This window comes from Photorhabdus stackebrandtii (genome assembly GCF_011189495.1).
In the GTDB taxonomy this organism is placed as follows: domain Bacteria; phylum Pseudomonadota; class Gammaproteobacteria; order Enterobacterales; family Enterobacteriaceae; genus Photorhabdus; species Photorhabdus khanii.
This window is the reverse complement of the sequence record NZ_PUJV01000002.1, coordinates 72,153-90,214: the sequence shown is the minus strand read 5'-3', so window position 1 is coordinate 90,214 and position 18,062 is coordinate 72,153. Positions and strand designations below refer to the sequence as shown.

General features: G+C 39.1%; 15 protein-coding genes. 8 read left to right on the top strand and 7 right to left on the bottom strand.

All coding sequences use genetic code 11. The annotated features are described in order from the left end of the window. Positions 1–49: 49 nt before the first annotated feature. The 5 genes from lolA to C5470_RS01930 all read left to right on the top strand — a co-directional run bounded on the left by lolA (position 50) and on the right by C5470_RS01930 (position 6,827). Complete coding sequence (lolA, locus tag C5470_RS01950) at positions 50–661, top strand: outer membrane lipoprotein periplasmic chaperone LolA (protein ID WP_166285498.1); 612 nt, start codon at positions 50–52, stop codon at positions 659–661. Between the two features lie 8 nt (positions 662–669). Continuing rightward, positions 670–2,013, top strand: a complete 1,344-nt coding sequence (locus tag C5470_RS01945) for an AAA family ATPase (protein WP_166285496.1) — start codon at positions 670–672, stop codon at positions 2,011–2,013. Between the two features lie 104 nt (positions 2,014–2,117). After that, entirely contained in the window at positions 2,118–3,407 is a 1,290-nt protein-coding gene (serS, locus tag C5470_RS01940; protein ID WP_036850977.1) for a serine--tRNA ligase, read from the top strand. A gap of 401 nt (positions 3,408–3,808) precedes the next feature. Then, the gene (locus C5470_RS01935) at positions 3,809–4,369 is read left to right on the top strand and encodes a rhomboid family intramembrane serine protease (RefSeq protein WP_166285494.1); all 561 of its coding nucleotides are present in this window, start codon (positions 3,809–3,811) and stop codon (positions 4,367–4,369) included. A gap of 334 nt (positions 4,370–4,703) precedes the next feature. After that, positions 4,704–6,827, top strand: coding sequence for a M48 family metallopeptidase (locus tag C5470_RS01930; RefSeq protein ID WP_166285492.1), 2,124 nt, complete (start codon positions 4,704–4,706; stop codon positions 6,825–6,827). Between the two features lie 336 nt (positions 6,828–7,163). On the opposite strand, the gene C5470_RS01925 is transcribed toward C5470_RS01930, so the two are convergent. Further along, positions 7,164–7,964: a BPSS1780 family membrane protein gene (locus tag C5470_RS01925; RefSeq protein WP_166285490.1), complete on the bottom strand. Its 801-nt coding sequence runs from the start codon at positions 7,962–7,964 to the stop codon at positions 7,164–7,166. A 653-nt stretch (positions 7,965–8,617) separates the two neighbouring features. Continuing rightward, positions 8,618–9,418: a BPSS1780 family membrane protein gene (locus C5470_RS01920; protein WP_166285488.1), complete on the bottom strand. Its 801-nt coding sequence runs from the start codon at positions 9,416–9,418 to the stop codon at positions 8,618–8,620. A 581-nt stretch (positions 9,419–9,999) separates the two neighbouring features. Here C5470_RS01920 and C5470_RS01915 point away from each other — a divergent pair. Beyond that, positions 10,000–10,722, top strand: coding sequence for a leucine-rich repeat domain-containing protein (locus C5470_RS01915; RefSeq protein ID WP_166285486.1), 723 nt, complete (start codon positions 10,000–10,002; stop codon positions 10,720–10,722). Continuing rightward, positions 10,710–10,889: a hypothetical protein gene (locus C5470_RS23525; RefSeq protein ID WP_422631044.1), complete on the top strand. Its 180-nt coding sequence runs from the start codon at positions 10,710–10,712 to the stop codon at positions 10,887–10,889. Before C5470_RS01915 ends, C5470_RS23525 begins: the two co-directional genes overlap by 13 nt. 102 nt (positions 10,890–10,991) lie before the next feature. Here the strand turns inward: C5470_RS23525 and C5470_RS01905 are convergent, their stop codons facing one another. Next, positions 10,992–11,789, bottom strand: a complete 798-nt coding sequence (locus C5470_RS01905; RefSeq protein WP_242687787.1) for a BPSS1780 family membrane protein — start codon at positions 11,787–11,789, stop codon at positions 10,992–10,994. 370 nt (positions 11,790–12,159) lie between these two features. Here C5470_RS01905 and C5470_RS01900 point away from each other — a divergent pair, with 370 nt between their 5' ends. Next, positions 12,160–12,639, top strand: coding sequence for an Hcp family type VI secretion system effector (locus C5470_RS01900; protein WP_166285482.1), 480 nt, complete (start codon positions 12,160–12,162; stop codon positions 12,637–12,639). Between the two features lie 700 nt (positions 12,640–13,339). Here C5470_RS01900 and C5470_RS01895 read toward each other — a convergent pair. The 4 genes from C5470_RS01895 to pflB all read right to left on the bottom strand — a co-directional run bounded on the left by C5470_RS01895 (position 13,340) and on the right by pflB (position 18,051). Then, positions 13,340–14,185, bottom strand: coding sequence for a DUF4225 domain-containing protein (locus C5470_RS01895; RefSeq protein ID WP_166285480.1), 846 nt, complete (start codon positions 14,183–14,185; stop codon positions 13,340–13,342). A 250-nt stretch (positions 14,186–14,435) separates the two neighbouring features. Next, complete coding sequence (locus C5470_RS22620; RefSeq protein WP_339915806.1) at positions 14,436–14,711, bottom strand: DUF4225 domain-containing protein; 276 nt, start codon at positions 14,709–14,711, stop codon at positions 14,436–14,438. A 229-nt stretch (positions 14,712–14,940) separates the two neighbouring features. Beyond that, entirely contained in the window at positions 14,941–15,681 is a 741-nt protein-coding gene (gene pflA / locus C5470_RS01885) for a pyruvate formate lyase 1-activating protein (RefSeq protein ID WP_166285478.1), read from the bottom strand. An 87-nt stretch (positions 15,682–15,768) separates the two neighbouring features. Continuing rightward, on the bottom strand, positions 15,769–18,051 hold the full coding sequence (pflB, locus tag C5470_RS01880) for a formate C-acetyltransferase (RefSeq protein ID WP_166285476.1): 2,283 nt from the start codon (positions 18,049–18,051) through the stop codon (positions 15,769–15,771). Between the last annotated feature and the right edge of the window lie 11 nt (positions 18,052–18,062).

Below are 18,062 nucleotides of genomic sequence, written 5' to 3'. Positions count from 1 at the left end.
CCGATAACAAATACACCGGGTAATAACGCTGAGTAAAGGTATCTCTTACATGAAGAAACTAATATTGATGGGTTGTTTGATGGCTGGCATGAGTATCAATTACGCATGGGCAAATGCCAGCCTGGATTTGCAGGAACGTTTGGGCAAAGTAAATAGTTTTCATGCCAGCTTTACTCAGACAGTAACCAGTGATGATGGTGCAACAATTCAGCAAGGTGAAGGGCAATTGTGGGTTAAACGCCCAAACTTGTTTAACTGGCACATGACATCACCTGATGAAAGTGTTCTGGTATCAGATGGTAAAACGTTGTGGTTCTATAATCCGTTTGTTGAGCAGGTAACGGCTAACTGGCTGAAAGATGCTACTGGCAACACGCCATTTATGCTTATTACCCGTAACGATGCTAAAGATTGGTCTCAATATAAAATCAGCCAGAAAGGGAATGATTTTGAGCTGACACCGAATAACATCAATGGCAATTTGAAACGTTTTTTTATTACTGTAACGACTGATGGCACTATTCAGAAATTTTCGGCTGTTGAGCAGGATGGACAAAAAAGTGTCTATCAATTAAAAGGGCAGCAAAATACCCATGTGGATGCGGCAAAGTTCAGTTTTACGCTACCGAAAGGCGTCACGCTGGATGATCAGCGCCAGTGAGGTTTTAAGTGAGCAACCTGTCACTCGATTTTTCACAAAATGAATTCCAGCCACTGGCCGCGCGTATGCGGCCGGTGACATTAGAGCAATATATCGGCCAGCAGCATTTACTGGCTGAAGGAAAACCATTGCCAAGAGCTATTCGGGCGGGGCAACTGCACTCCATGATTTTATGGGGGCCGCCTGGAACGGGGAAAACAACATTAGCTGAAATTATTGGATATTACGCGAAGGCGGATATTGAACGCATATCTGCGGTCACTTCCGGTATTAAAGAAATACGTGAATCTATTGAAAAAGCGCGTCAAAACCGGAATGCAGGGCGCAGAACTATTTTGTTTGTTGATGAAGTACATCGTTTTAACAAAAGCCAACAGGATGCTTTTCTGCCACATATTGAAGATGGCACGATTACCTTTATTGGTGCTACGACAGAAAACCCCTCTTTTGAGCTGAATTCCGCATTACTTTCACGGGCGCGGGTTTATCTGCTTAAATCATTGACGATAGAAGAGATTGAGCTGGTGTTGGATCAAGCCATGAAGGACAAAGAGCGTGGTTATTATGGTCAGGATATTGTTTTACCGGAAAACACCCGTCACATGGTTGCAGAGCTGGTTTCTGGTGATGCCCGTCGTTCACTGAATCTGCTGGAAATGATGGCGGATATGGCAGAAACCAATGCTCAGGGACAACGGGTTTTGACTCCAGAACTATTGAACGAAGTCAGCGGAGAGCGTAGTGCCCGTTTTGATAATAAAGGTGATCGTTATTACGATTTAATTTCAGCATTACATAAATCTGTGCGCGGTTCTGCGCCTGACGCTGCGCTTTACTGGTATGCCCGAATTATTACCGCGGGTGGCGATCCGCTATATGTTGCCCGTCGTTTACTGGCTATTGCTTCGGAAGATGTTGGCAATGCGGATCCCAGGGGAATGCAGGTCGCCATTGCTGCATGGGATTGTTTTACCCGAGTTGGGCCAGCGGAAGGTGAAAGGGCGATTGCTCAGGCGATTGTTTATCTTGCCTGTGCGCCGAAAAGCAATGCTGTTTATACCGCGTTTAAAGCAGCGCTGGCTGATGCAAGGGAAAAGCCTGACTATGATGTCCCTGCACATTTGCGTAATGCGCCGACAAAATTGATGAAAGAGATGGGGCTTGGTGAAGAATATCGCTATGCTCATGACGAACCTAACGCCTACGCTGCCGGTGAAGTTTATTTTCCGTCTGAAATGCGGGAAACCCGCTATTATCAGCCGGCTAATAGAGGTTTGGAAGGAAAAATAGGCGATAAACTCGCCTGGCTTGCTGAACAGGATCAAAATAGCCCGATAAAACGCTATCGCTGATGTTGCTGTTGCGGTAAGGTTGACGGGTAAAAATATCTTATGGCCCATAAACTTGTGGGTCTATTCACATCATCTAACTTAATAACGACAAGCATAGGACAAGCATGCTCGATCCAAACATACTGCGTAATGAGCTAGACGCAGTCGCCGAAAAACTGGCTCGCAGGGGCTACACCCTTGACGTGGATACGCTGCGTAAACAAGAAGAGCGCCGCAAAGTTTTACAAGTTGAAACTGAAACCCTGCAAGCAGAACGTAATTCCCGATCGAAAACTATTGGTGCGGCAAAAGCCCGTGGTGAAGATATTGATCCATTACGTCAGGAAGTGAACCAGTTAGGTGAGAAGTTGGATACAGCGAAATCCGAACTGGAAAAACTTCAGGCTGAGATCCGCGATTTGGTGTTAAGTATTCCTAACACGCCAGACGACTCTGCACCAATAGGTAAAGATGAGAATGATAATCTGGAAGTGAGCCGCTGGGGTGAACCACATAAATATGATTTTGAAATCAAAGATCATGTTTCATTAGGTGAACTGGCGAATGGCTTGGATTTTGCCGCTGCTGTTAAACTGACCGGTTCGCGCTTTGTGGTGATGAAAGGGCAGATTGCCCGTCTGCATCGTGCTTTGGCGCAATTTATGCTGAACCTTCACACCGAGCAGCATGGTTATCTGGAAACTTATGTTCCTTATCTGGTTAACCATGACACCTTATATGGTACGGGGCAGTTGCCGAAATTTGGTGAAGATCTTTTCCATACTAAGCCTTTGGAAGAGGAAGCAGCGAGCCATTACGCGCTGATCCCGACGGCTGAAGTACCGGTAACGAACTTGGTTCGTGGTGAGATTCTGGATGAAAGTGAATTGCCACTGAAAATGACGGCTCATACACCGTGCTTCCGTTCAGAAGCGGGTTCTTATGGCCGTGATACCCGTGGCCTGATCCGGATGCACCAGTTTGACAAGGTTGAATTGGTCCAGATTGTTCATCCTGACGAATCAATGAATGCGCTTGAAGAGCTGACCGGTCATGCAGAGAAGGTGTTGCAATTACTGAACCTCCCTTATCGTAAGGTCTTACTGTGTACGGGTGATATGGGCTTTAGTGCATGTAAAACTTACGATCTGGAAGTGTGGTTACCAGCTCAGAATACTTACCGTGAAATCTCTTCCTGTTCTAACATGTGGGATTTCCAGACTCGCCGTATGCAGGCGCGTTTCCGTGGCAAAGACGATAAGAAGACTCAACTGCTTCATACCCTGAATGGTTCTGGTTTGGCTGTTGGCCGTACTTTGGTTGCTGTCATGGAAAACTATCAGCAAGCCGATGGCCGCATTGAAATTCCAGCAGTATTACGTCCATATATGGGCGGTTTAGAATATATCGGTTGATTATTATTGTGTTAATGAAAAGCGCCAAATTGGCGCTTTTTTATTTTCAACCTTAAACCACCTCCTAAAGAGGAATTATCCCAGAGTGAATAAAATTACATTATAGTATTGTGATCTGTAGCATTCCTTAAGTTAAATCATCTAATTACTTGGTGGTAACAAAAAAACAAAAGTTTAATTTTATTGACATAAAGGATACAACTCTAATAAATTATCAATTTGATATATAATTTTTTTAATGACCAAATCAAATTTATTGTGCCAGAATCGAATTTAGCTCTCACATCAAAATTGTTAAATTCCAAACTTTCAGGATATGGTGGTGCCAACTTTGATCATAACACCTTTATTTGAAAGCAAAATTCGTTTTGATTTACAATAAATTATAAGGCAACAACCCAGTGAAAATAGGACTAAAACAACACCTTCGTATTCTAATAGGATTAGCAGTAATACTGATCATAACCCAATTGCTTGATACTTTAACCGGTGGCGCACTAAATCATTTCGGTATTATTCCCCGATATGCTCAAGGATTAATTGGCATTCCACTGTCTCCATTCCTACATAGTAACTGGGAGCACTTGTTTAGCAATCTCCCCGCATTATTAGTACTGAGTGCGTTACTTATGACACACTCCATTCGTTATTATGTACTAGCCAGCCTGTTTATTATCTTTGTGGAAGGAACATTAGTCTGGTTATTTGGACGCACTGCTATTCATATTGGTGCCAGTGGATGGATTTTTGGCCTATGGGGATTACTGCTGGCTAACGCCTTTTTCCTGAGAAGAACAAAAGATTTCTTCTTTGCGATTCTGGTATTTGTGTACTACGGTGGGATCGTATTTGGCCTGTTACCGTGGCAAGAGGATATTTCAACGGAAGGACATATTTTTGGCGCGATATCTGGGCTGATTTTTTCTTGGTTGTCAAAGAAATGGATAATAACAGGCCATTAGTTTTATGATACTGGGGATAGTAGATTATCCCCATTTCAGATATTCATTAATATAAACAGTAAGAAAATAGACTTAGTTACCTTTACTCCAAGAATAAATTACCATTCAAAGTAGAATGACAACTTGGGATATTTAGGAATATAATATTGCGACTTTTAATCATGATCTCATTTCTGAATTAAGAGTCGTATTCCATATCATTCAACAGAATTCAATTTAACTCTGTTTCAAACAGAGCAATAAAATTTATTTTTATGAAACAAGACCTTATAATTTATGCTTAAAAAAAAGCAAATAATATAACGTCAATAAGAGTATAAACAGGATATATTCAATGCGTAATAGACTCTTCCTTTGGTTACTTGTTCTGCCATTAATATTAAGCTGTTATGGTGGTTGGCAATATTACCGAACCAGTGAACTGACTGAAGCCCTCAACGGTATCAAATTTTTACATGCCGAAGCGACACAGTTGTTGAAAACCGATCCCAACGTTACAATGGAAATCAACGGCACTTCTTTTACCGCCAATCAAATCCTTAATAAAACAAATGAGATACTTAGCAGCGAAGAAGTCACATTCAATGAGTTTCAATCAATTCTGGATCTAGGAACGATTGGCGGTGGTGTATTATCACTGTTGTTAGGCGGATCCGCGATCTTATTGTGTATGCGCAGTGGTATTGTGGCCCGCAAATCCCGTGATGAATTATTGAAGGTATTTGATCGCTGTCGTCGGTTACTACCCTTTATTCTTGTTGGGCAGATGACATTGATTGGCCTCAGTATTTTTTCCCTGATCAGCTATGAAATACTTTGGTTTATTAATAATTTTGAAATGAGGGGTGGCGGGGTAAAAATTGTTGCTATTGCAGGTATGGCAGCATTGGCAATCCTGTGGTGCATTATTAAGGGTATTGCGAAACTCAAACACTGTTTTGCTATGTTTTCCCCTTCAGCTTCCCATTTGATGGGAAAACCCGTGACTCTAGAGGAAGCACCCGGCCTATGGCAATGGATCAATGAATTAGCTGAACAAGTCGGTACAGCGCCACCAGACAATATTGTTGTCGGTTTGACGGAATGTTTCTTTGTAACTTCCTACCCTGTCTGCATCAACAATGAACAGGTGCTTGAAGGTCGTACCTTATACTTCCCGCTAATCTACGGAGCATTGTTGAGCCGTGAAGAATCCGCTGCGGTGATCGGCCATGAATTAGGGCATTTTACTGGTGAAGATACCACCTACAGTCTCCATTTTTCACCGATCTATGCAGGCATGAGCCGCAGCATTGATGTGATGATCAGTAACGTCAAGGATGGAGAAGATTACTATAGCCGTTTGGTTATGAGTCCTTCCATTTATTTGGGTATCTTCTTCATCCAACAGTTTGATTTTGCGGTTAATCATTGGAGCCGTATCCGTGAATATGCCGCTGATGCTGTGGGTGCCAGATTGAGTAGTACTCAAGCTATTTCTAGCTCTCTGCTACGTATTTCTGCGGTGAGCGAGGCAGTTAACAAGCAATTGTCAGCGTTGTTTGAAGGTACATTGAAAGCCGATGATTTGTTGCCTGTCATTATTGATAACCTGCGCGAAAACGGCATTCCTGATGCAGGTCAGTTCTTGGAAAATGAGTTTACTCACCCAACGGATACCCATCCAACAACCAAATCACGTATTGAAGCACTAGAGCAACCAATAGATCAGGAATTGCTGGATTATGCTTCGCGTCCGGTTGAAGCAGGATATTACGATAATATTGATGATCTGTTTGCCGATGCTAAAGCGCTTTCGATGGAACTGACGCAAAACCTGTCAGGTGAAATTGGCGAGTATTATCAAGAGCAGAAACAAATTTGGGAGGAGCAGGTGGCGGTGTCATCTGAAGCCACCACATTGACCGTATCCAGTAAACGTAATCTTATGTTTATTCTGACTCTTACCTTCATGGTTATTGTGGGCAGTGGATTCCTTTTGTCTTTCATTATAGAAGGAACTCATTCAGAGAATATATTGGGAATACTTTCAATCTCCTCTGTAATTATCTTAGTGAACTTACTTTGTTTGTTATTTGCAATTATCATCTATAAACGCTGTAAAAACAGCATGATAATTTTGGAGCCAACAAAAATCAGTGGCCCTGATTTTCAGACACCTTATCCTCTGCATAATATTATTGATTTCAATTACATGACGTTTGATTCTTTTTTCTTTAAAGTCAGTACATTAACACTGGAGCTGGCAGACAATGCCACTCTGCCAGATATGACGCCTAAAAAGCGATTAGGCGGAGGTAAATTGAAGAAGAAAAAACGCCGTATCTTTTATAGCTTTGGGGGAACATTGAAAGCCAATGGCAAAAAAATATCTGATGAAAAAGTCATTGAAATGATCCACAACTATCTTCAAGCGGCTCATGCACAACATGCTTTGAATCAGCATCAATTTGATTAATGACAACTAACAGCCCGTTTATGATAACGGGCTGGTAATAATGGATATAATCACTGATTTTTGAATTTCGTATGGTTATTTCCATTTCAACAAAGGATCAATTTCGTACCGGAAAAAGGAGAGCCCAGTACCTCAATGACCAGTTCAATATCCTGCTGGAGCATAAAATAATCCAGAGAAGAGGGGATTCTCTGAATTATTTCAAAGATGCGGAGCTGTTCAAGGTATCTTAACCGAACAGCATTACCTTCTAAGGAGGTGTTCTTTTACATTTCTATTATTTACTCATTTACTGAAAATCAAATTACTGGATTTGGTAAAAAATAGATGTATCTTTTAGCTAACTAAAGTGGATAATTTCTCCTTACCGATAAAAATGCTGCGGTAAGATGAATAATAACTAGCCAAAATTAACGGCATAGAGATTAAAAGACCTAAGCCGAAAGGAATTATAGAGATTATGAATATGATTGTCATCATGGTAAAGAATAATAAACCAGACAGTAAATTCTTTTTCACTGCTTCTAAACTCATTGATATGGCGGCACCAAATTTCAAATTATGGAGAACGATTAAGGCGGGTGCAAACCAGGTTAAAGCAGCAGTAATGATGCAGAAGATTATCAGAACAACGGCTCCAAGAAATAACGAGGACACACCATTTTGGAATATATCAACTGAAGGCTCACTATATTGGCTGGCTAATAGGATGTTCATCATTCCACTACCGCCGATTATAAGCATTGCGATAATACCAAGGAGCATAATACCAAATGACAAAGCACCAACGCCAAGCAGCGCGGCAAAATTTTTCTGGAATCCATTGAACAACAGCCCTAGCTCAAATTTTCCGGTAGTTCTTTGCTTCTCACACAGGGCAATAATACCACCAAGAAATACTGGGTTCAGAATCCCGGCAAATATCCCAAGGAGAGGAATAAACTGGAGAACAGACACAATAGTTAAATAGACAATGTTAAGCAGTATCCACATACCCAATTTACTTTTGACGAGATTCCATGCCTGACCAATCCATTTTATCCCATTTTCCCCATCGAGTGACTGACCACCAGGAATAAACACCTCCTGATTGCCAGATGTTGCTTGGGGATTAAAACTTAGGTTTTTATTATCCATGTATTTTTCCAATTTAATTGTTGATTTATATTAAATAGCTTTTTCTGTCTGTACTTCAGGAGTTCCAGTAGCTGGAGAAAGCCGGCAGGTATATTATATTAATTTTATTAATCAACAAGTACTAAATAGGAGTAATAAGCCAAAAGTATTGGTGTATTTCTATGTAATACATAGCTGAATATTTTTAATTGTATAAAAATATTCCAAATATAACTTAAATAGCTAAGTCGTTCATGTAATATATTACTGTCTTTTATATAGTCTAATTAATGCTTATATCTCAGATAATTTGAGATGGTCGAAATATTATTTGGCTGATTTTATTCAATCATATGAATTGTGTCGAAATGTTCAAAATGGACGTAGAATAAATTAGTTACTTAGTTAATCTCTTAATCAAATTTTCTCTTCACGCTCAAGTTAGAGTTATGCAACCTGCGTATACGATATAACTTGTCCGTCATTGGAAATGTTTGGAATGTGGGACAGAGCATAACCGGGATATTAATACCCAATGAATATACGGCATAGAGGGATAATGGATTTCAAGGCGGCAAGACTTGTTGTTTCTGCTCACTGAGTCTGGTTTCAGATTCTGTACGCAGAACAACAGTCTATGAAATGGAAAATTTCACCTAATAGGATAAGGTGCGTTACACGAGCAAGGTAGACGATTTTTCCTCACTGATAAAAATGCTGCGATAAGATGAGTAATAACTAACTAAAAATATTGGTATAGCGACGAAAATACCTAAACCCAAAGTAATGATGGAAATTGTGAAAATTACCCCAATGATATTAAAGAACAAGAAGCCAGGTAATAAATTCTTTTTCACAGCTTCCAAGCTCATTGATACAGCAGCACCGAGTTTCAAATTATGGATAATGATTAATGCCGGTGCAAACCAGGTTAAAGCGGTAGTAATGAAGGAGAAAATTATCAGAGTAAAGACGCCAAGAAGTAATGCAGGTAGATTATGTTCGAGCATTCCAGCTGAAAATTCACCGTATTGGGCTGCTGACAGGATATGGATCATTGCATTACCGCCAATAATAAGCATTGCAATAGCACTAAGGAGCATGATGCTGAATGATAAAATACCAACGCCAAGCAATGATGCAAAGTTTTTCTGAAATCCGTTGAATAGCAGGCTTAGTTTGAATTCTCCGGTAGTTCTTTGTTTTTCGCACACGGCAATAATACCGCCAAGAAATACCGGCCTTAAAATTTCAGCAAATATCGAAAGAAAAGGAATAAACTGTGGGATGGCTATAATGGCAAGGTAGATACTACTGAGTAATATCCACATACCCAATTTATTTTTGACGAGACTCCATGCCTGACCAATCCATTCCACGCCTTCTACGCCACGGAGGGACTGACCACCAGGAATAAATACCTCCTGATTGTCGGGTATAACGTCGGAATTAAAGTTCAAGTTTTGATTATCCATGTACTTTCCAAATTTATCTGTTGGCCTATTTGAACGCTTGTTTCTGACTTCATCTCAAAATATATAGACTAGCTTGAGAAAGCAGGCAAGCACCGTATATTAATTTTAACAATCAATAAGTATAAAACACAAGCAATAAGCCGAGGATATAGGTAAAAAGCCATTTAATATATTGCTAAGTATTTCTAATTGTATTAAATTGAAAATAAATGTAATAAAGTGTTTCAAAGTCATCTAATGGTTAAGTTATTATTTATATTTCAGTAAGTTAAAAAATTATCGTAATTGTTATTTGGTTGGCTCTAGAAAAACGACCATGGTGTATAATATGAAGAGATAATTCTAGTTTATATATGCTTTCTAAAATCAGAATATTCTTAATTCATCATATTTTTTCTGTAGAATGAATCTGAATATCAATAATAATTAATATTTTAACGCCAAATAATGATAGTATATGTCAGACTTAGAGCCTTTAGGATGTGCAATAAGATATTTTCAGGAAGAAGAAATTTAAATTCATAGGCTATGTAATAGTATCTCTGAATGTAATATTGGCTAAGTATAGGAAGAAGATATTTATGCTACTACATCAACATCTAAATGAGCTTTATGACGATTCTGAAATTATATATTTGAATCAGGATAGTTTTAAATTGAGTATTATTGACGAAAAGATGTTATCAGGAGGGGGATTAAGAACAGCAAGTTTTTATAACAATAACATTAATGTATTTCCTGATGTTATTTGCAATCACAAAAATTTGCAGGTTCTTAATATGTCATGCAATAAATTAAAGATAATTCCTGAATCGATTTGTAAGCTTTATTCATTAAGGATGCTGGATCTCGGTCACAATGAAATAGATAACTTACCAGATGGGATAGGTGATCTAGAATCCTTGCAATATTTATATATCAGCGATAACAATATATCATTAATTCCTGAAAGTTTTTATAAACTAAGAAATATCATTTATCTTACGGATAATTTATTGGGGAAAATTCCAGATGTGGTTTTTAAAGTTAATTCTTTAGTTGAATTGCGATTATATAATAATAAAGTTATCCATATAGATGAAAAAATTTCACACTTATCGAATCTTCATGAAATTCATCTTATGAACAACCATATCAGATTGTTGCCTGATGAAATGAGTCTTATGAAATCATTAACCGTAATGGATGTATCAAATAATTTTATTTCAGATATTCCATTAGATTTTGGTAATATCACTTCACTTAGAGAGTTGAATTTTAGGTTTAATAGACTTAATGAATTGCCTGACTCATTTGGTTACTGAGTGAACTTACGACTTTGGATTTACGAGCTAATAATCTATCTACTTTACCTGATAGTTTTATTGATTTACATAATCTTAAAAAACTTGATCTCAGATGGAATAGTTTTTCAGAAGTACCCTATGGCGTTTTCATACTTATGGAACGTGGCTGTTTGGTGCATATGTAATATTTGGTTAAGGGGTTTTGATTACTTATTTTTATCGTTATCATATTTATTAATTTGCTGAAAATAAAAATAACTTTTTTCAGCAAATAGTAGATGTGTCTTTTAGCCAATTAAAGTAGATGATTTCTCCTTACCGATGAAAATGCTGCGATAAGAGGAGTAATAGCTAGCCAAAAATAGTGGCATAGAGATTAAGAGGCCTAAACCTAAAGGAATTGCGGAGATCATGAAAATTAAGCCGATAGCCATGAAGAATAGGAAACCTGGTAACAAATTCTTTTTCACGGCTTCCAGGCTCATTGACATGGCAGCACCGAATTTCAAATTATGGATAATGATTAATGCTGGTGCAAACCAGGTTAAAGCGAGAGCAACGATGTAGAAGATAAATATAACAAAGGTACTGAGAAATAGCGTAGATAGGCTATGTTGGAGCATTTCGGCTGAGATGTTCCCTTGTTGGCTGGATAATAAGGTATGAATCATTGTACTACCGCCGACAATGAGTGTTGCGATTATGCCAAGGATTATAATGCCAAATGATAAAGCACCAACGCAAAGCAGTGATGTAAAATTTTTCTGAAATCCACTGAATAACAGCCCTAGCTCAAATTGCCCGGTAGTACTCTGTTTTTCACACACTGCAATAATACCGCCAATAAATATTGGGCCTAAAACTCCAGCGAACAACCCAAGAAGAGGAATCATCTGGAGACCCATAATAATAGCCAGATAGATAATATTGAGCAGTACCCACATGCCTAATTTGTTTTTGACGAGATTCCATGCCTGACCAATCCATTTTATTCCATTTTCCCCATCAAGGGACTGACCACCAGGAATAAACACTTCTTTATTGTCAGGTATGTTGGGATTAGAACTTAAATCTTGATTATTCATGAATTTTTCCAGTTTATCTGTTAGTTAATAATAGGTTAAATAGCTTTTTCCTGTCTTCATTTGAAAAGATATCACTATTTGAGAAATCTGAATATATATTATATTAATTTCGTTAATCGACAAGTGCTAATTATAATAAATAAGCCAAGAATGTTGGTCAATTCAAATTCAATATGTTGCTAAGTGTTTCTAATTGTATCAAATTGAAAATAATTGTAACAAAGTGTTTCAGTGTTATTTAAGGGGTGAGTTTAATTGAAATATATCCCTGAAATCAGAAATTTTAATTCTGTTTTGGATTTTTTTATGTAGAATGAAATCTCGTATTAATAGTAAGTCGTCGGTATTTTAACACTAAGAAGGAGTGTATATGTCAGACTTAATTTATTTAACGTTGAGAGGCCGTAAGCAGGGATTGATATCGGCAGGCTGTTCATCTATAGACTCAATAGGGAATAAAGGTCAACTAGATCACATAGATAAGATATTCGTATATAATCTCACTCATTCTCTAACCCGGGATCAAAATGTTAATCACCATCCTATAACATTTAAAAAACCTGTTGATAAGTCGTCACCGCTTTTGGGGGTAGCGATTTCAGATAATGAAATATTAGATGCTTTCTTTGATATTTGTAGAACGAATCAATCCGGCATTCAGGAGTTGTATTACACCATAAAAGTGATTGATGCGACGATAACTGATTTAGCTGTTTATCATCCTCATTCGATAACACATGCAGGCTCACAGTCGCAAGAAACAATCTCTTTGCGATATAAGAGTATCACATGGACTCATCATATAGCAGGGACTAGTGCTTATAGTATTTGGGATGATCGCATTTATTAATTTATTTTCAGGTAAAATAGTTTTATTTTACCTGAAAAAATCAGCTGTTTTTCCTATCAAATCTCTTATGTGCAACCCAATATGGAATACAGAAAAGTGGGGCAAGAATTAAGGATGTAAATTGCAATGGATCATCAATATCAATATCAATATCAATATCTATATTGATAATTGGAATATGGTAAAAATTAAAGACGTACATATTAGAATTCTATATAAACAAGTACAACTAATCCATCGGAAAAATTGCAGTAATAATTGTTAGATTGTAGAAGCCACTTTGAGAAAAATACAAATGAATCATTATAATCAAAGAAAATAAAATGTAAGATAGAAAATTGCTTATATCTTTAATGTAGTTGATCCGACGATAGTGAATTTATTTATCTATAAATCACCATTTGTTTTTCCTGTAATGTCTGCTGTGTGCGATCATGCATGTAATCGTACACAACCAACATAGTGTAAAAGAAGCGTATAGCATGAAGTCACCATCCGATATAGATACACCAAAAAATGGAATTCGGCTAGTATAGAAAACATGTAGATGGAAAAGGTTAGATGTTATCATTAGTAATACTGCTGAAAAATTAATGTAAACATCATAGGGGGTTAAAAGTTTTTTAAAAGCTAGATACAGAGGATAAAGTGCGAGTAAAGAAAAAGTAATGTATAAATAGTCTACCATTCTATTCTGTCCTCAATATGATCTATATTGTCCATAAATGGTATTCACGTCACCAGTGATTTCTAAGGCTATCTCTTTGTAATTCATCGTTTCTATGCCTCGTCGCTTTAAACCAACAAGCAGGTCAGCATTCATATACCGATATAATCTTTGACTATCTGGTTCAAGCTTGTAACCAAGGAATCCATTAATAGATATACCAACATCAACCGATGTAAACACTATATCTGCATCGCGTTTGTCCATTCCAAACACTTTTTCTCCAACCCCTTCATAGACAAATTTAACTGGGCCAGTATAGCTCTCACGATAAAGGATATAATGCCCACTTTCAACGATGTTATTAAGGCCATGAGCCATTAATAGTGCTCCAGGTACTACTCCAATACCGGTATCAATAGCAATAAACCCGCCAATGAGTTGTATACTTCCAGACACAAATCCAATCCATGAGATAATCAAATTGATTGTTTCATCTTTCTTGCTTTTAGCACTTTCATCGATCACTTTTTTCTTTACAACGATCGCTTGCCTTACGCTCTTTTGAGAAAGCATTACATCCTGTTTTTCTAACGATCGCATTTCTTCATCTAATGACGCTATTGCCTCAGAGATCGAAAGTTCCCCCGTATTTATCTTTGCAGTGATATCTTCAGAGTAAGCAATAACTTCATGGATAAAATGGTCCTTAGCCAGGCTCCATTTCATATATTTATTGGCAACTCTATCCATGAGTACCATCAACTCATTTTGTTTATCCATCTGAATTTTTAGAAGTTTCCTTTCTTCATTAGTACTATTATCAAAGTATCCTCTGGCCCAAGAGTTTCTTTCGTAGAATTCATCTAAAGTGTCCATGACAAACAACCTGTTTCTTTGAAATTTAACTTGATCTTAATTAATGCAGAGTACCAAAAATATACCATGCAAATCATAAGTCAATATTTATTTTCGCCTACTAAGGATATTTTTTTAAACGTGTTTTAGACGCAGGAGCGTTAGCCTGGGAATATAAGTAGCAGTTCTTTGGTTATTTCCTGAATGTATTCTTGTCTTACGGAGAAATTAGGATGTAAGTATTGCCTATAAAATTACTTCTTTAATTTGTTTAGATGTTTAGTGAATTGATTGCTATTAATAGGTATATAAACAATTCATGTTGTAATAAGGTAATTATTTGTAAATAGAATCTTACAGATGAAATTTCTGGTTTTAGGATGTTTCTTAATAATCCATAGCCAGATAGAGCTATATCAACGCCACCATAAACGAGATTACCTGTTTTTTTGTCAAATCCTAATGATTCAAATCCTTTTTCGTATCCTTGGCGTAAATATCCCTTATAGAAATATCCCGCAACAACCTGAACGACACCGGCAACTATACCTACACCGTTTAAAACATATGTTAATATGGCATTCTCTTTAATTGCTTAAATATACCCGTTATCTTTCAAGTTGCCTCTTTGTTGGCTGCACTCGCTCATCCCGGTCACATAGTTCGCTATGCTCCCGGGGATTCGCTCTCTTGCCGTCGCGATGCATCTTGAAATCCATAGGGTATATAATTTCCTGAGGTAATAATTATTTCAGAGATAGAAGTTAAGTATTTAATTAATACACAACCTTATGCCCATAGCTTTCCAGAATACCTTTCACTCTGTCCATTGTCTCTTTTGCCGGCGGTTTAACACCTTCCAGCTTATATTCCTCACCTAGGGTAATCCATTTATGCTTACCCAGTTCGTGATAAGGCAGAAGCTCAATTTTCTCAATATTTTTCATATCACTGGTAAATTCGCCCAGCATATGAGCGGATCCATCATCATCGGACCAGCCTGGAACAACAACGTAACGAATCCAGGTTTTTTGATGACGTTTAGCGAGATAACGGGCAAACTCCAAAGTGCGATGATTTGAAACACCCACCAGCTTTTGGTGGATTTCATCATTGATCTGTTTTAAATCAAGCATAACAAGATCAGTCGCGTCCATCAGTTCATCAATAACCGGATCATAACGGCGGACAAATCCATTGGTATCAAGACAGGTATGAATGCCTTCGGCATGACAGGCTCTAAACCAGTCACGTACAAATTCAGCTTGAAGAATGGCTTCACCACCCGATGCGGTAACGCCGCCGCCTGAGGCGTTCATAAAATGACGATAGGTTGTTGCCTCTTTCATCAATTCTTCGACAGTGACTTCTTTACCACCGTGGGTATCCCATGTATCGCGATTATGGCAATAGAGGCAGCGCATCAGACAGCCCTGAAAAAAGACGATAAACCGGATACCTGGGCCATCAACAGTGCCACAGGATTCGGAAGAGTGAATACGGCCAAGTACGGACATAATAGGATTGCTCCAAAACTGACGGGATAAATGAATAAAGGCCCCAGAATTCAGGGCCTTTTGGCAACACATTATTACATAGATTGATTACATAGATTGCGTGAAAGTACGGGTGATCACATCCCGTTGCTGTTCTTTCGTCAATGAGTTGAACCGCACGGCATAACCCGATACCCGAATAGTTAATTGAGGATATTTTTCAGGGTCTTCCATTGCATCCAGCAACATCTCCCGGTTCATTACGTTGACGTTCAGGTGCTGACCACCCTCAATCGTTGCTTCGTGGTGGAAGTAACCATCCATCAGACTTGCCAGGTTAGTTTTACGTGCTTCATCATCTTTACCTAACGCATTCGGCACGATAGAGAAAGTATAAGAGATACCATCTTTTGCATAGGCGAATGGCAGTTTAGCAACAGAGGTCAGGGAAGCGACGGCCCCTTTCTGATCACGGCCATGCATTGGGTTAGCTCCGGGGCCAAATGGTGCGCCAGCGCGGCGTCCATCAGGCGTGTTGCCGGTTTTCTTGCCATATACCACGTTAGAGGTGATGGTCAGAACTGATTGAGTAGGCACGGAGTGACGGTAAGTATTTAGCTTCTGGATTTTCTTCATGAAGCGTTCAACCAAATCACAGGCGATATCATCAACCCGTGGATCGTTGTTGCCGAATTGTGGGTATTCACCTTCAATGTTGAAGTCAACAGCTAAACCGTCTTCGTCACGGATCGGTGAGACTTTGGCATACTTAATGGCAGACAACGAGTCAGCAGCGACAGACAGACCGGCGATACCACATGCCATAGTACGGTAAACATCACGATCATGCAGCGCCATCAATGCCGCTTCGTAGCTGTATTTATCATGCATATAGTGGATGATGTTCAGTGCGGTAACATACTGTTTTGCCAGCCAATCCATAAAATGATCCATACGGGCCATCACTTTATCGTAGTCCAGTACGTCATCTTTCATTGGCTCTTCTTTTGGGCCAACCTGTATTTTTAACTTTTCATCCACGCCGCCGTTGATTGCGTACAGCATGGTTTTCGCCAGATTTGCGCGGGCGCCAAAGAATTGCATCTGTTTACCCACAATCATTGGGCTGACACAACAGGCGATAGCGTAGTCATCGTTATTGAAATCAGGACGCATCAGATCATCGTTCTCATACTGTAAAGATGAGGTGTCGATGGAAACTTTTGCGGCGAACTTTTTGAAACTCACAGGCAGTTTTTCAGACCACAGGATAGTCATGTTGGGTTCGGGCGATGGGCCCATGGTGTATAAAGTGTTCAGGAAACGGAAACTGTTTTTGGTCACCAGAGTACGGCCATCCACGCCCATTCCGGCCAGAGATTCTGTTGCCCAGATTGGATCACCGGAGAACAGTTCATCATATTCAGGTGTACGCAGGAAGCGAACCATACGCAGTTTCATGACCAGATGGTCGATCAATTCCTGAGCTTCGATTTCTGTCAGTTTGCCGGCTTTCAGGTCCCGTTCGATGTAGATATCCAGGAAACTGGACACGCGCCCGAAGGACATAGCGGCACCATTCTGAGATTTAACCGCCGCCAGATAAGCAAAGTAAGTCCACTGTACCGCTTCTTTAGCATTAGTTGCGGGACCAGAAATATCATGGCCGTATTTAGCGGCCATCTCTTTAATTTGATTCAGAGCACGATGCTGTTCGGCAATCTCTTCACGTAACTGAATGGTTATCGCCAGATCTTCACCGTTTTCCAGTTTTTCCTGCAATGAGTTGAATTGGGCGAATTTATCATCACGCAGATAGTCGATACCGTATACCGCGACCCGGCGATAGTCACCAATGATGCGACCACGGCCATAGGCATCAGGCAAACCCGTTAAGACGCCGGATTTCCGGCATTTCAGAATATCTGGAGTGTAAACATCGAACACGCCTTGGTTATGTGTCTTGCGATATTCAGTGAAAATTTGTTTCAGTTTAGGATCGAGTTCACGGCCGTAAACTTTACATGACCCTTCCACCATTTTGATGCCGCCAAATGGGATCAGGGCGCGTTTCAGCGGGGCTTCAGTTTGCAGGCCAACGATAGTTTCCAGATCTTTTTCAATGTAACCAGCATCATGGGAGGTAATGGTAGCAGCAATATCAGTATCAAAATCAACCGGAGCGTGAGTACGGTTTTCGATTTTGATACCTTCCATGACTTTTTCCCACAGGGCATCAGTTGCTTGGGTTGAACCTGCCAGGAAAGATTCATCACCCTCATATGGTGTATAGTTTTTCTGGATGAAGTCGCGAACGTTGACTTCGTTCTGCCAGTCACCCTGATTAAAACCTTGCCATGCTACAGAGAATTTTTCATTTAATTCAGTCATGATACTTCTAC